Below are 15,146 nucleotides of genomic sequence, written 5' to 3'. Positions count from 1 at the left end.
TAACGTTGAGGTAACTTTTTTATGATTTAGGTTTAACCTCAAATTAACCTTGACTTTACACAATGACAGTTTCTTTGCAGCAACAAATTAAAACAACTAATGAGAATATTTGTATTACTAACGATACTGTTTTTTACAACACTAGGATTTGCTCAAAATACTGGGTCTATTGCTGGAAAATTGATAGATAAAGAATATAACGACGAGCCATTAGCTTTTGGTAATGTTTTAATTAAAGGAACCACAACTGGTACAACATCTGATTTTGATGGATTATATGGTTTTGAAAACTTATCTCCAGGAACTTACGTTTTGGTATTTAGCTTTGTTGGTTATGAGCCTAAAGAAATTACTGTAGAAGTTATTGCTGGTAAAGTAACAGAAGTTAACGTTCCTATGTCTGCAAGTGCAGCTTCTTTAGATGAAGTTGTTATTACAACCACAACTCGAAAAGAAAGTGAAGCTGCTTTATTGCTTGATCAAAAGAAAGCCTTAGAAATTAAGCAAAGTATAGGTGCTGAAGAATTATCGAGAAAAGTAGTGAGTAATGCAGCTGGTGCAGTTGCTAAAATCTCTGGAGTTTCTAAGCAAGAAGGATCGAGTAATGTTTATGTGCGTGGTTTAGGTGACCGTTATCAAAACACAACTTTTAATGGATTATCATTACCATCAAATGATATTAATAAAAAGAATATTGATTTAGATTTATTTGCATCAGATATTATTGAAAATGTTTCCATTAGTAAAGCATATTCAACCAGATTCTATGGTGATTTTTCTGCTGGTAATGTCGACATCTCATCAAAAGACTATAAAGGCAATGGTTTTTTCGACTTTGAAGTGGGATCCTCTATAAACACAAATGCGTCTGGTAAGAATTTTGTAAAAAGTGAAGGGACCAGCTATTTCGGTTATTATAACAGATATGATAATAATCCGTTTGCAATTGTTTTATCTCATGGAATCGATCCTGTTGAAGGGTATACACCTGTAGCAATAAATTTTGGAGGATCTTTTGGTAAGTCTTTCAATTTTAAAAATGGAGAACGATTAAGTATTTATGGTACAGGTTCATTTAATAATGGATTTGAATATAGAAGAGGTGTAACAACCGACTATACTAATGTAGAGAAAAAATCATTCGAAGATTCAGAAGAATATGAATACACGACTCAAACCACAGCAATGCTTGGTTTGAATTTTAAGGTTGACAGTAACAACTCATTCAGATTTAACTCATTATTTATCAACAGTTCATCAGATAAAGTAGGTTATTTTGGTATTGATGGTTTGGGTAGAAATAGAGATGCCATTTCAAATACAGATAAAGGGTTTTATCAAATGAATGTGCAGTTTAATCAAAACCTAATATATGTTAACCAATTAATGGGTAAACACAATTTTGAAACATTAGATTTAGATTGGGCTGTTGGTTATAATCTGGTTAATGCACATGAACCAGACAGAAAACGAATTAGTTTAGAAAACTATGATACTGTATTTGATAATGACCCTTCAACTAATCCGATATTTTATAGTAATGTAGATTTTGATAACCAGCGTTACTTTCAGAATATAGATGACGAAGAACTCAATAGTGCTTTAAATTTAGCTTACACTCCTAATGAGGCACTTAAGTTTAATTTTGGTTACAATGGAAGAACTAAAGAGCGTAGCTTCGACAACAACCGTTATGGTTATGATATCATTGGTTCTCAAACTCAAGTTAGTGATCCCAACGCTTTAAATAATTTTTTTACTTTAGATAATCTACAGGTAAATCCGAACGGAAATGGACTATATACGATAAAAGTATTTAGACCAATCCCAACTTCAGCTGATGGCAATCAAACTTTAGGAACAACTAATCGACCTGGTTTAAGTGAAAATACTTATCAAGGAACTTTAGAGGTTTATGCAGGATATGTCAATGCAGAAATTAAAGCAGGTGATAAATGGTTGTTTGTTCCTGGTGTACGTGTAGAGTCTTTTACTCAAGATATAAGTTACGATGTTATTAATCAAGGAAATGAAGGTGTTGGAAGCAGAGCATTTTCAGATGTTGTTTACTTACCAAGCTTAAATATCAAGTACAGTTTAACAGAAGATCAAAACTTACGTTTTTCTGCAAGTCAAACCATATCTCTTCCAGAGTTTAAAGAAGTTGCGCCTTTTGTATACGAAGGTGTATCGCAACGAATTGGTGGTAATCCAGATGTATTAGGGTACTCAGAAATTTTAAATTTAGACCTAAAGTACGAGTGGTTCATGAGTAAATCTGAAATAGTATCTGCTGCAGTATTCTACAAACAAATAAACGATCCTATTAACCAGGTTGTGGCATTTGATGCTACAGGAACACAACGTTTTTTCAGAACAGGCAATCAAGCTCAGGTGATTGGTTTTGAAGCAGAAGTGAGAAAAAATATCATCATGAATTCAGCAGAAGATAATGACACTGCTAAATTATCTGTTGGCTTAAACGCAACATACATTCATACTGAACAAGATTTATATGAATCAATAGATGGATCTTTATTTGACGTAAGTTTTAGAAATGATAGTGAAGAATTACAAGGGGCTTCACCATTTATAGTAAATGCTGATATTAACTATTCACCAACCTTTGGAAACTATAAGCCTGCTGCAAACTTAATATTCTCTTATTTTTCTGATAGAATTGATGCATTAGGTTCTGGACAATTAGGTAATGTAATTGAAAAGGGACTACCAAATTTAGACTTTGTACTTCAAAATAAAATTTCAGAAAAATTTGAAATCAATTTTGCAGCCAGAAACCTTTTAAATCCAACAGTACAGTATTTCAGAGAAGGGACTTCAGTTGGTGATGTCTTGGTAACTTCTCCTAATGGCAAAGATGTTACCAATTATGAAAGAGGTATTGATTTATCATTACAACTCAAATACAAATTTTAAACAGAACAATAAACGAAAACCAGAACTTTAATTAAACACAAAAACAATGAAAAATAATTTAATACTAGGATTAGCAATTATCACAATGCTTGTTACAGCTTGTACATCAGACGATACTGCAGATATTATTATTAATGATAATAGTGTCACAAATAATAATAGTGGTGGAAATAACAATGGTCCACAATCGATTTTCTTATCAGGAACTTATACCACTGATTTAGAATTAGATGCTAATAATAGTTATGTTGTAAATGGACCATTAATTATGGCTTCTGGGACAACATTAACAATTCCAGCTGGTATGACTATCGAAGCATTAGCTGCAGGAGCAAATGTATACATAGCCATTTCTCAAGGTGCCAGAATAATTGCTAATGGTACTGCCGACAGTCCGATTATCTTAACGTCAGATGCATCTTCTCCAGCCGCTGGAGATTGGGGAGGATTAATTTTATTAGGAAAAGCGCCTATCAACTCGGTATCAGGAACAGCCACATCTACTTCAGAAATTGCAAGTTTGCCTTACGGAGGAACAAATGTTTCGGATGATTCAGGAATTTTAAGATATGTACGAGTAGATTATTCTGGTGGTGCAGCAGATGGACAGTCTGAAAACAACGGATTCTCTTTTTACGGAGTTGGAAACGGAACAATTGTAGAGTACATTCAGGCTTATGAAGGTAAAGACGATGGAATTGAATTCTTCGGAGGAACTGTAAATGCTAGTTTTATATCTGTTGTAAATGCTCAGGATGATTCTATTGACTGGACTGAAGGTTTTAGTGGAACAATTACTAATGCTTATGTAAAACATGGTTCAGAACACGATAAAGGTATTGAGGCTGATGGTTATAATACAGACATCGGAAATAACTCAAGTCCAATTTTCTTTTCAAAACCAACGGTTAACAATCTGGCTATCTATGGAAATGGATCAAGTACTGGCAACGAAGCGATTCGTTTAAGAGCAGGAACACAGGGTATCTTTACGAACGTTTATATTGAAGGATTTGAAGAAGGGTTTGATTTAGATGGAGATGCAGGATCAACAAGCTCAAACCCAACAGGAGCAGGAGTTTTAAACGGAGATTTAACTGTTACAGATGTAACTTTTGTCGATGTTATTTTAAACTTAAAAAATGATACTGGAGAGACGTTTTCCGAAACAGATTTTATTTCTGGAATCGGTAATGGTGTTGCTACAGATTATGCAACTTGGGGATCTGGCTGGACCATTCAATAAGTAATTTATGATATCATAAAAAAAGGCATCCAATTGGATGCCTTTTTTAATTTTAATGTAATTCTTAGTTTCGAATGGCAACAGACGTTTTGTTGTCCCATTCAGTAACACTTGTGATAGCGTTTTTTGTATAATCTACTTCTGTTAAAGTGGTGTCATTCCAATAAAACCACTTGCCGACTTTTTTCCCATTATCATAATTCGCCGAAATTAATTTTTTGCCTTCAGTATTAAAACTTAACCACTCACCATGAAGTTCTCCATCTGCAGTATAGAAACCTGTTTGGCTCACTACTCCATTGTCATGATAGTAAATAACTTCAATTAAATTGGTCTTTTTATTAAGCTTTAAATCTCGCTCTTGTTGTGCAAAAGCAACCACCGAAATCAATAATGCAAAAAATAAAATAAATTGCTTCTTCATTGTTATGGGTTTATTTGTTATAAATCAAAGATAGGCATTTATTAACATTAAAGCAATAATTAGGTAACATTAAATTAACATTAAAACCCCTAAGTGTTGATAATCAGTTTTTTGTGATATTAAATTGTATGTGATTTTTAATAATTACTTAATATTTAGATGATATTTAAATTACGTTTAAGAATGATATTTGCTATGTATTTTAAAATACATTATTAGTTTTTCATATAATCTATTAGTTTTTGTCGACTATATTATCATGAATTCTAAAATGGCTGCTTTTGGCCAAAGCAGCCTTTTTTTATTTGTAATCTTAATGGTTAGTTAACATTAAGTTAACACTAGTTTTAGTTCTTTGCAGTGACAAAAACTAATACCTCAAATGAAATCTAAATTAATTACTGCGCTTATACTGTGCACTGTTTTTCTTTCTAAAGCACAGGAGATTAGTGATACATCATTTGGAAAGGGTATGATAAACTTTGTGGCTAAAGACAGCTCTTTTAGCATAAAATTTGCACCTCGTTTTCAAGTTCGTTCTATTTCTTCATGGGATCATGATGGTGACCAGTATGCAAGTCCTGAGCATAATTTTATTGTAAGACGTGCACGATTAAAATTTGATGGTTTTGCTTACAGCACTAAGCTTAGATATAAAATAGAGTTAGGATTATCTAATAGAGATCTTTCTGGTGCCAATGAGTTTAATAGAAATACTCCTAGATACATACTTGATGCAGTTGTCATGTGGAATTTTGCTGGTAATTGGGAACTTTGGGCTGGACAAACTAAACTGCCCGGAAATGTGGAACGTGTAGTGTCTTCTGCAAACTTGCAATTAATTGACCGCTCTTTGTTAAATAGCCGATTTAATATTGATCGTGACTTAGGGATTCAATTACGTCATAAAACAAAACTAGGTACTAATTTTTTGATACGAGAAAAAATAGCTGTTTCGCAAGGAGAAGGTCGAAATGTTTCTGAAGGAAATGAAGGAGGATTACAGTATACAGGACGTTTAGAATTTTTGCCTTTTGGAATATTTAAATCTAAAGGTGATTACAGTCAATCTGATTTAAAGCGTGAAGAAAGTCCAAAATTAATGGTTGGGTTCACCTATAACTATAATCAGGATGCCGTAAGAGAGCGAGGATTTTCAGGTGATTATATGATAAGAACAGATGGTTCAATATATGAAACTGATCAAACTACAATTTTTGCAGATGCCATGTTTAAATATAGAGGGTTTTCATTTATGGGTGAGTATGCAAAGCGAACAGCAGAAGATGAAATAGCTACAGAAATAGATGAGATTACGCCAACAGGTGATGTTGTTTTAACCGGTAACGCTATAAACTTGCAGGCTGGATACTTATTTACTAGCAATTATGAAATAGCTGCACGTTACACAGCAGTAAATTTCGAGAGCATTACAGGTGCACTTCCAAGAGAACAATATACACTTGGAGTTAATAAATTTGTTGTAGGTCATAAATTAAAAGTACAGTCAGATGTTAGTTATACAACTCTGGATGGAAATGAAAATAATATTACCTTCAGACTTGGTTTTGATATTCACTTTTGAATCTGAAAAAATAACAATTAGGTAACGTTATACTTAAATAGACTAAAGATATTTGCAAACTTATTTTAATTAAAATTATGGATAACATTTATTTATATATGATCATTGCCTTAGCCTTATTAGCTATTGCTGATTTGGTTGTTGGTGTTAGTAATGATGCGGTGAACTTTTTAAATTCTGCCATCGGATCTAAAGCTATTACATTTAAAACAATTATGATTGTTGCTAGTCTTGGAGTTGCAGTTGGAGCTGTGTTTTCAAGTGGTATGATGGAAGTTGCACGTAAGGGTATTTTTAATCCTGGTGAATTCATGTTTAATGAAATCATGATTATTTTCATGGCAGTAATGATTACAGATATACTTTTACTTGATTTTTTTAATTCTGTTGGGATGCCTACATCGACAACAGTATCTATTGTATTTGAATTATTGGGAGCAGCAGTTGCAATGGCTCTCATAAAAATAGGTCATGATGGTGGAAATTTTGATGATGTAATCAACTATATTAATACGTCTAAAGCTTCACAAATTATATTTGGAATCCTGCTTTCCGTCGTCGTCGCATTCTCTATTGGTGCCATAGTTCAATGGGTGTCAAGGTTGCTTTTATCGTATAATTTTGAAAAGAAAGCACATTGGGTTGGTGCTTTGTTTGGAGGATTTGCATTAACCTCAATTACCTATTTCATTTTCATGAAAGGTTTAAAAGGAACTTCTTACGCAAATGAATCCTTTAGCATTCTTGGAGGTGCTTCAATGAAAGATTTTCTTGAAGAAAAAGTATTATCGATAGTTGTAGTAAGCTCAATAATTTGGTCATTGTTATCCTATGTTTTAATCGCTTTTATAAAGACCAATATTTATAAACTTATTATCATTGTAGGTACTTTTGCGCTTGCTTTAGCATTTGCAGGTAATGACTTGGTAAACTTTATCGGTGTGCCTGTCGCAGCTTACAATGCATTTGTAGAATGGACTGCTTCAGGTATGGCTGCAACTGAATTCCCTATGAATGTTTTAGCCGAAAAAGTACCGACAAACAATTGGTTATTATTTGCCGCAGGTATGATTATGGTATTAACTTTATGGTTTTCTACGAAAGCAAAAAGTGTTATAAAAACATCATTAGATTTATCCAGCCAAGGAGAAACACAGGAACGATTTCAGCCAAATTTCTTGTCTCGAGGGTTTGTAAGAACTGCTATGTTAATGTCGCAAATGTCAACATATGTCTTGCCAGAATCATGGCAGGTAAAAATTGATAAACAATTTGAAGCTCCAGTGGTAAAATTATCAAAAGATAAAAAATTCGACCTACCAGCTTTCGATTTGGTAAGAGCTGCTGTTAACCTTATGGTGGCTGCTGTTTTAATATCAATTGCAACATCGTATAAATTACCATTATCAACAACCTATGTAACTTTTATGGTGGCAATGGGTACCTCTTTAGCCGATAGAGCTTGGGGAGCAGAAAGTGCTGTTTACAGAGTTGCAGGTGTAATCAATGTCATTGGAGGTTGGTTCTTTACAGCATTTAGTGCGTTTACTGCAGCTGCATTTGTAGCGTATTTATTGAACTTAAATTTAAAAGTAATGTTTCCAATTTTACTGGTAACAGCTTTTGGGTTATTGATCAGAAGTTCGATAGCGCACAATAAAAAATCTAAAGAAGTAAAGGCCGAAGACAGTTTGACAAAAGCAGAAAGTAGTTCAGTACAAGGTGTTATTCATGAAAGTGCAGGAAATATTGCTAATGTGGTAAAACGTGGAAATAGAATTTACACAAATGCTATTAAAGGGCTTGCTAAACAAGATTTAACACTTCTTAAAAAGAACAAAAAACAGGTTGTGAAATTATCTAATGAAATTGATGATTTACGTGATAACATCTTTTATTTTATTAAAAACTTAGATGAGTCGAGTATAGGTGCCAGTAATTTTTATATTAATGTTTTGGGATATCTACAGGATATGGCTCAGTCTTTAGAGTACATTTCGAAGGTAAGTCATAAGCATATCAACAATAACCACAAAAAATTAAAATTCTCTCAAATTAAAGAATTAAAAGAAGTTGATGATAAAATGGAACTTTTATTCAATGATACTAAAGCGGCTTTCGATTCCAGATCTTTTGAAAAGATTGGAGCCATTTTAGACGAAAAGTCTCAGGTGTACAGTTTAGTAAAAGAAAAAATTCAGAAACAAGTTGAACGTACTAGAACTGAAGAGTCAAGTCCTAAAAACACAACCTTATATTTCAGTTTATTGTTAGAGACTAAAGATTTATTGAATGCAACCATGAGTCTTTTAGAGGAATATCATAGTTCTCATGATAGTTCTGTTAAACCTGCAACCATTGCAGTTGTTGATGAAATAGTTGAAAATGTAAAATCTTCAGATCAAGAAGAGTAACGTATCATTTATAATTCGATTTTAAGCCATCATAATTTTGTGATGGTTTTTTTATGGTGTTAAAGTGACTAAAATAAACCCTAAAACTGCACCAATAACAATGGTCCAAATGGTGCTTAGTTTTGTTTTAAAGGTTAGTAAAGTAGCTGTTAAAGCAATTGTAATGCTTTGCCATTCGATAAGTGTTTCCTTAGACATTGTAATCAATACAGCTAACATGACAGCAACAGCTGCAACATTTACCGAATCTAAAAAATAGCGTAGTGTTATTGAATTACGCATTCTTGGGATAAATGGATTAAGTATTAAAACAAATAAAAATGAAGGTAGAAAAATTCCAGTAGTAGCTACCAATGCTCCTGTAAACCCAGAGAGTTGATATCCAATAAATGTTGAGGTAGATAATACAGGGCCAGGAGTAAACTGACCTATAGCAATAGCATCTATAAGTTCAGCTCTAGTTAACCAACCACGAGTTACCAATTCTGCATCTAAATATGCAAAAAGAACATAGCCACTTCCATAGAGTATAGCTCCAACTTTTAAGAAGATTAAAAAGAGTTTTCCGGTAGAAATCTTAACTGCTATTGAGTTTGCTCCAAGAAACATTAGAAAAGGTGATATGGTATTAAGATGAGATGTTGCTTTAGTTTTTATATAGAAATATAACATTCCTAAAACACCAGCAGATAATAAAGCTACAATTTCATTTACACCTAAAAAACTTGATATTAATACCAGTAAACCGAGAATAATAAGTTCTATACTTTTTATTGCCTTTTTGCCAAGTTTTAAAATGGCCGAAGCTATAATAGCCAGTACAGCAGGTTTAATTCCGTAAATGAATGGCTCTACCTCAGGTAAGTGTCCGTATTTTACATACAAATACGCTAAAATTGCTGTTATAACTGTTGCCGGAAAAATAAAAGCGATGCCAGCTACAAATAAGCCTGTTTTTCCTGCACGTTCGTAACCGCAGTGCATTGTCATTTCTGTAGAATTCGGACCAGGAATTAGATTAGTCGTTCCTATTAAATCAAGAAAATAATCCCTTGTCATCCATTTGCGTTTTTCAATAATCTCATCTTCCATCATTGCAATATGCGCTGCTGGACCTCCAAACGCAAAACAACCTAGTTTAAAAAACACGTGTGCAACCTCTTTTAATTTAGAATCCATATTATGAATTTAAATGGCTTACTTAAAAAAAACATATGCTAACTTCTTAGGTTTCAAATATAAGGTTCTTCAGTTTAAATGAAATAGTCTAAATTCGTAAACGCTAAAATTAATTTCATCATGAAACCCTTTATATGTGCATGCATCTTAATCTTTTCTTTCAAATTTTTAACAGCTCAAAACATTAGTGGTGCATCGCTTTTAAAAATGGCAACTCAATACCATGACCCAAATCATCAGTGGAACACTTTTAAAGGAGAATTTGATGTCGTTATGGAAATGCCCAACCATACTAAAAGAACAAGTCATATTACAATTGACCTTCCTGCTGAATATTTTAAAGTGAAAGCAACTCGAGATTCTGTAGTCACTGAATATACAATTGATAAAGGAGTCTGTAGTATGTCTTTAAATGGTAAAACAGGTTTGAGTAAGGCTGAGTTATTTTCAAATAATCTAAGTTGTGAGCGTGCCAATATGTACAAAGATTATTACACCTATTTGTATGGTTTACCTATGAAACTTAACGATAAAGGCACACGCATTTCTGAAAAAGTTGAAAAGAAAACTTTTAAAGGAAAAGACTATTTGGTCTTAAAAGCCACTTATGATGTCTCTGTTGGAAGTGATGTCTGGTATTTTTATTTTAATCCTGAAACGTTTGCTATGGAGATCTATCAATTCTTTAAAACAGATGAGGAAGGCAATTTGAAACCAGATAGTGGAGAATATATTGTGTTATCTGAAACTGAAACTATCAATCAAATTAAAATGCCTAAAGTAAGAACTTGGTATTATAATAAAGACAATGCTTATTTGGCTACAGATATTTTAAAACGTTAGTTTAGGTGGCTGAAACACTACGTTCCATTATCAAGTAAGTTGTCTTTTTTGCCATAAAGTAAGTCTGCAGTATCAATTAAATTATTGATAATATCATTTACATTATCGGTGTCATTAACCAGTGAAGAGGCCATGTTAACCGTAATTAAATCTTCTCTAATGAGTTTGTCTAATTTAGTGCTGCTTTCATGTTTATGCTCACGAGCATTTTGCTTCATTTTTTTAAGTGTGTTGTGATATGTTTCATTGTCTTTTTCAGTTCTGAAGAGGTGAATTACTCGTAAAACTGTGGCAACTCTTTTTCTCAATTTATCATATTCTTTTTGAATGTGTTTGTTTTCAGAATTCAAGTACATTGATATGTTTCGACTTAATTCATTTATATCTTTAATAATTTCAACCATTTTTCTATTTGCTAATTTTATTTCGCTAATCTGCTGGTTCTGAATTTCTGTCAAATCAAGCTCGCTTTGTGTTTTAGTTGCATAATTAATAATTTGACCATAGATGCTTTTCACTCTTGTGATGTATTCTTCACGAATGTCTAATTCAAAAAGTACGTTTGATTTCTTGATTATTTTTTTAAGATTTTCAGTCGATTTTATATCACCTCTATGAATGTTTAAAGCATGAGCAACAATTTCAAAAATGGTTTTCTTAAACAAATATTTTGATTCTTTAAGCAAAGCTGAAATGGCAGTTTCAGGATATTTTAATACGGCTTTTTTTAAGAATTTAGGTTCATCAACTTTGACCTCTGCTTCTAATTTTTCTGGTACGATCTTTTCAACCAATCGAGCAATTGGATTTACGAACCAGATTAATAAACAGGTATTCATAATATTAAACGCTGTATGAAATAATGAGATTGAAATAGGTATTGCAGCTGCTGTAATATAAGGAGATTCAGAACCCAAAGTTTCAGCTAGCCAGCCAATAAATCTTAAAAACGGATAAAATAAAATAAGAACCCAAATCACACCAATAATATTAAATACCAGATGTGCTCTTGCTGTTCGTTTGGCTTTATAACTTGCAACTATAGCCGCTAAGTTGGCAGTGATGGTTGTTCCTATATTTTCGCCTAAAACCATTGCAGCTGCCAATTCAAAAGGAATCCAGCCTTCAGCAGTCATGATTAGAGTTAAAGCCATCGTTGCACTTGATGATTGAATAACAACAGTTAAAGCAGTACCTATGAGTAAAAAAAGCAAGATAGAAACAAAACCAAGATTGGTATACTGACTTAAAAACGCCAGTATTTCAGGATTGTTTTTAATGTCTGGCATGGCTTCTTTTAGAAACTGAAGACCAATAAAAAGTAAAGCAAATCCAATGATAAAACTTCCCCAATTATCGAAGTTTTTTCGTTTTGAAAAGGTGAATAAAAATCCGAAACCCACAAGAGGTAAAGCCATAGCACTCATACTTACTTTAAATCCTAATATGGTAATTAACCAAGCTGTTATGGTGGTTCCGATATTGGCTCCCATAATGACACTAATAGATTCTATAAGTGTTAATAATCCTGCATTTGAAAAGCTTACAACCATCAACGTCGTTGCAGAAGAAGATTGAATGACAGATGTGATAAAGAAGCCTGTAATTACTCCAAAAACTCTATTAGATGTCATTGTGGCTAAAAACGACCGAAGCTTATTTCCTGCGAGTTTTAATAAGGCATCACTCATCACTTTCATTCCAAAAAGGAATAAGCCTAAAGCTCCAATAAGCTGTAAAATGTCATAAAAACCGTAACTCATGTGTTGTCAATAGAGGTTTAAAGTAGTATAAATTTAATTCAAATTCAAATAGAAGTGTTCATTAGAAATAAAACAAAAAAGCCAACTCTTTTGAGTTGGCTTTTTTTACACTTAAATTTAAAAATTACGAACCACACATTAGGCAATCGTCACCTTCAGCTTCTTTAGCTTGTGCAATGAGTGCTTTCATTTCTTCGGCTGTCATTGGTTCTGTTTCTAACTTTTCGGTTGTTTGCTTTGCGAACTTTGCAGCTGTTTCAGCAGCTTTTTGTTGTTTTTGTACTACGTTATCTACTGCAACTTCTTGTGTTTCAGCAACTGATTCTGCTTTTGCCTGTCTTGTAATTGTTACCTTTTTAGCATCTACAGCACTCTTGGTACGTAAGTAGTACATTCCTGTTTTTAAGCCACTTTTCCATGCATAAAAATGCATAGATGTTAATTTAGCCATGGTTGCACCTTCCAAGAATAAGTTAAGTGATTGCGATTGGTCAATAAAGTAACCACGTTGACGAGACATATCTATAATATCTTTCATAGACATTTCCCATACTGTTTTGTATAATTCTTTAATATTTTGAGGAATGCAATCTACATTTTGTATAGATCCATTAGCTCTCATAATTTCGTTCTTTAAGTCTTCATTCCAAAGTCCTAATTCTACTAAGTCTTCCAGTAAATGTTTATTAACAACAATAAACTCACCAGATAATACACGACGCGTATAAATGTTAGAAGTATATGGCTCAAAACACTCGTTGTTTCCTAGAATTTGAGATGTAGACGCTGTTGGCATTGGTGCCACCAATAAGGAGTTGCGTACACCATTTTTAAGGACTTGTTTACGTAATTTTGTCCAATCCCAAAGTCCGCTCAACTCTTCATCTTTAATTCCCCAAAGATTGTATTGGAATTCTCCTTTACTAATAGGAGACCCTTCATAGCTTTCGTAAGGACCATCTGCTTTTGCTTCTTCCATACTTGCTGTTACTGCAGCAAAATAAAGCGTTTCAAATATATCGTGATTTAACTTTTTAGCTTCATCACTTGTAAAAGGCATTCTTAATTTAATAAATGTGTCTGCTAATCCTTGAACACCTAACCCAACTGGTCTGTGACGGAAATTAGAGTTTTCAGCTTCTTTTACAGGATAGTAATTTCTATCGATTACTCTGTTTAAGTTTTTTGTCACACGTTTCGTGATTCTGAATAACTCTTTGTGATCAAATTCACCATTCTTCACGAACATTGGTAAAGCAATTGATGCTAAATTACATACAGCAACTTCGTCTGGAGACGTATACTCCATAATTTCTGTACATAAGTTTGAAGAGCGAATGGTTCCTAAATTTTTCTGGTTAGACTTACGGTTTGCAGCATCTTTGTACAACATGTAAGGTGTTCCAGTTTCAATTTGAGATTCCAATATTTTTTCCCAAAGTTCTCTGGCTTTTATGGCTTTGCGACCTTTACCTTCCGCTTCATATTTAGTGTATAATGCTTCAAATTCTTCGCTGTGTACATCACAAAGTCCAGGACATTCATTAGGACACATTAGCGTCCACTGAGCATCTTCCTGAACACGTTTCATAAACAAATCTGGCATCCACATCGCGTAGAATAAATCACGAGCACGTAATTCTTCAGCACCATGATTTTTTTTCAAATCTAGGAAACTCATAATGTCTGCATGCCATGGTTCGATATACATGGCGAAGCTTCCTTTACGCTTTCCACCACCTTGATCGACATAACGTGCTGTATCATTGAATACTTTAAGCATTGGAACGATACCATTGCTTGTTCCGTTAGTTCCAGCAATATAGCTTCCTGTAGCACGAATATTATGAATAGATAAGCCTATTCCTCCTGCAGATTGTGAAATTTTAGCGGTCTGTTTTAATGTATCATAAATACCATCAATACTGTCGTCTTTCATTGTTAATAAGAAACAAGATGACATTTGTGGTTTTGGCGTTCCTGAATTAAATAGTGTTGGTGTAGCGTGTGTAAAGTATTTTTTAGACATCAACTCGTAGGTTTCAATAGCTGCTTCTAAATCGTTAAGATGAATACCGATAGATACTCTCATTAACATATGTTGTGGTCGTTCAGCTATTTTACCATTCAATTTTAAGAGGTAAGAACGTTCAAGTGTTTTAAACCCGAAATAATCATAACCAAAATCACGATTATAAATGATTGCAGAATCTAATTGTTCTTTATTGTCTTTAATGACTTTATAAACTTCGTCACTTAATAAAGGTGCTTTTTTTCCTGTTCTCGGATTTACATAAGTATATAAATCTGTCATGACCTCGCTAAAGGTCTTTTTTGTGTTTTTGTGTAAGTTAGATACCGAGATACGAGCAGCCAAACGTGCATAATCTGGATGAGCAGTTGTCATTGTTGCTGCTTGTTCTGCAGCTAAATTATCCAATTCACTGGTAGTTACACCATCGTATAAGCCATCAATAACTCGCATTGCCACTTTAATTGGATCAACAAGTTCGTTAAGTCCGTAACATAATTTACGAACTCTTGCCGTAATTTTGTCGAACATTATTGGTTCTTTTCTTCCGTCTCTTTTTAATACATACATACCTTACACATTTTTAGTTTTTTCTGAAACGACCATTCAGAAAAAGGGATTAGTTAGTTACTATTAATCAGTAGGAGGCTGATTAACAGTTGAATTATTTTTTAATTTTTATATATTGAAATTAAAACTGGTTGAAAAACTTTCGCTAGTTGT

The 15,146-nt window shown here is 33.3% G+C and carries 9 protein-coding genes; 5 read left to right on the top strand and 4 right to left on the bottom strand.

Annotated features, from left to right (window positions below; genetic code table 11):
* The first annotated feature begins 99 nt into the window (after nucleotides 1-99).
* Together ACRHNM_RS00555 and ACRHNM_RS00550 are read left to right on the top strand one after the other, a co-directional pair.
* Nucleotides 100-2,937 carry a TonB-dependent receptor domain-containing protein gene (locus ACRHNM_RS00555; RefSeq protein ID WP_431132594.1) on the top strand — a complete coding sequence of 946 codons (2,838 nt, stop codon included), beginning with the start codon at nucleotides 100-102 and terminating at the stop codon, nucleotides 2,935-2,937.
* Between the two features lie 46 nt (nucleotides 2,938-2,983).
* Nucleotides 2,984-4,183, top strand: a complete 1,200-nt coding sequence (locus tag ACRHNM_RS00550; protein WP_431132592.1) for a multidrug transporter — start codon at nucleotides 2,984-2,986, stop codon at nucleotides 4,181-4,183.
* 64 nt (nucleotides 4,184-4,247) lie between these two features.
* Here the strand turns inward: ACRHNM_RS00550 and ACRHNM_RS00545 are convergent, their stop codons facing one another.
* Nucleotides 4,248-4,607 (bottom strand): toxin-antitoxin system YwqK family antitoxin, encoded by a 360-nt coding sequence (locus tag ACRHNM_RS00545; RefSeq protein ID WP_431132590.1) that lies wholly within the window; start codon nucleotides 4,605-4,607, stop codon nucleotides 4,248-4,250.
* 382 nt (nucleotides 4,608-4,989) lie between these two features.
* Between ACRHNM_RS00545 and ACRHNM_RS00540 the strand changes: the two genes are divergently transcribed.
* Both ACRHNM_RS00540 and ACRHNM_RS00535 read left to right on the top strand, forming a co-directional pair.
* On the top strand, nucleotides 4,990-6,192 hold the full coding sequence (locus ACRHNM_RS00540) for a porin (protein WP_431132588.1): 1,203 nt from the start codon (nucleotides 4,990-4,992) through the stop codon (nucleotides 6,190-6,192).
* Between the two features lie 77 nt (nucleotides 6,193-6,269).
* Nucleotides 6,270-8,606 (top strand): inorganic phosphate transporter, encoded by a 2,337-nt coding sequence (locus tag ACRHNM_RS00535; RefSeq protein WP_431132586.1) that lies wholly within the window; start codon nucleotides 6,270-6,272, stop codon nucleotides 8,604-8,606.
* 51 nt (nucleotides 8,607-8,657) lie between these two features.
* On the opposite strand, the gene chrA is transcribed toward ACRHNM_RS00535, so the two are convergent.
* On the bottom strand, nucleotides 8,658-9,785 hold the full coding sequence (gene chrA / locus ACRHNM_RS00530) for a chromate efflux transporter (RefSeq protein WP_431132584.1): 1,128 nt from the start codon (nucleotides 9,783-9,785) through the stop codon (nucleotides 8,658-8,660).
* Nucleotides 9,786-9,905: 120 nt separating this feature from the next.
* Here chrA and ACRHNM_RS00525 point away from each other — a divergent pair, with 120 nt between their 5' ends.
* On the top strand, nucleotides 9,906-10,628 hold the full coding sequence (locus ACRHNM_RS00525; RefSeq protein WP_431132582.1) for a DUF6503 family protein: 723 nt from the start codon (nucleotides 9,906-9,908) through the stop codon (nucleotides 10,626-10,628).
* 17 nt (nucleotides 10,629-10,645) lie between these two features.
* Here the strand turns inward: ACRHNM_RS00525 and ACRHNM_RS00520 are convergent, their stop codons facing one another.
* Together ACRHNM_RS00520 and ACRHNM_RS00515 are read right to left on the bottom strand one after the other, a co-directional pair.
* Nucleotides 10,646-12,391 (bottom strand): Na/Pi cotransporter family protein, encoded by a 1,746-nt coding sequence (locus ACRHNM_RS00520; protein WP_431132580.1) that lies wholly within the window; start codon nucleotides 12,389-12,391, stop codon nucleotides 10,646-10,648.
* Between the two features lie 124 nt (nucleotides 12,392-12,515).
* The gene (locus ACRHNM_RS00515; protein WP_431132577.1) at nucleotides 12,516-14,993 is read right to left on the bottom strand and encodes a ribonucleoside-diphosphate reductase subunit alpha; all 2,478 of its coding nucleotides are present in this window, start codon (nucleotides 14,991-14,993) and stop codon (nucleotides 12,516-12,518) included.
* Between the last annotated feature and the right edge of the window lie 153 nt (nucleotides 14,994-15,146).

The sequence above is a fragment of the Psychroserpens mesophilus genome, assembly GCF_050617655.1.
GTDB lineage: Bacteria > Bacteroidota > Bacteroidia > Flavobacteriales > Flavobacteriaceae > Psychroserpens > Psychroserpens mesophilus_A.
This window is presented reverse-complemented; position numbering and strand designations above follow the sequence as displayed.

What these genes read in the sequence shown, in the direction of transcription:
- ACRHNM_RS00520 (WP_431132580.1), bottom strand. Translation starts at nt 12,391, where the DNA reads ATGAGTTACGGTTTTTATGACATTTTACAGCTTATTGGAGCTTTAGGC.
- ACRHNM_RS00550 (WP_431132592.1), top strand. Translation starts at nt 2,984, where the DNA reads ATGAAAAATAATTTAATACTAGGATTAGCAATTATCACAATGCTTGTT.
- ACRHNM_RS00545 (WP_431132590.1), bottom strand. Translation starts at nt 4,607, where the DNA reads ATGAAGAAGCAATTTATTTTATTTTTTGCATTATTGATTTCGGTGGTT.
- ACRHNM_RS00525 (WP_431132582.1), top strand. Translation starts at nt 9,906, where the DNA reads ATGAAACCCTTTATATGTGCATGCATCTTAATCTTTTCTTTCAAATTT.
- ACRHNM_RS00540 (WP_431132588.1), top strand. Translation starts at nt 4,990, where the DNA reads ATGAAATCTAAATTAATTACTGCGCTTATACTGTGCACTGTTTTTCTT.
- ACRHNM_RS00555 (WP_431132594.1), top strand. Translation starts at nt 100, where the DNA reads ATGAGAATATTTGTATTACTAACGATACTGTTTTTTACAACACTAGGA.
- ACRHNM_RS00535 (WP_431132586.1), top strand. Translation starts at nt 6,270, where the DNA reads ATGGATAACATTTATTTATATATGATCATTGCCTTAGCCTTATTAGCT.
- chrA (WP_431132584.1), bottom strand. Translation starts at nt 9,785, where the DNA reads ATGGATTCTAAATTAAAAGAGGTTGCACACGTGTTTTTTAAACTAGGT.
- ACRHNM_RS00515 (WP_431132577.1), bottom strand. Translation starts at nt 14,993, where the DNA reads ATGTATGTATTAAAAAGAGACGGAAGAAAAGAACCAATAATGTTCGAC.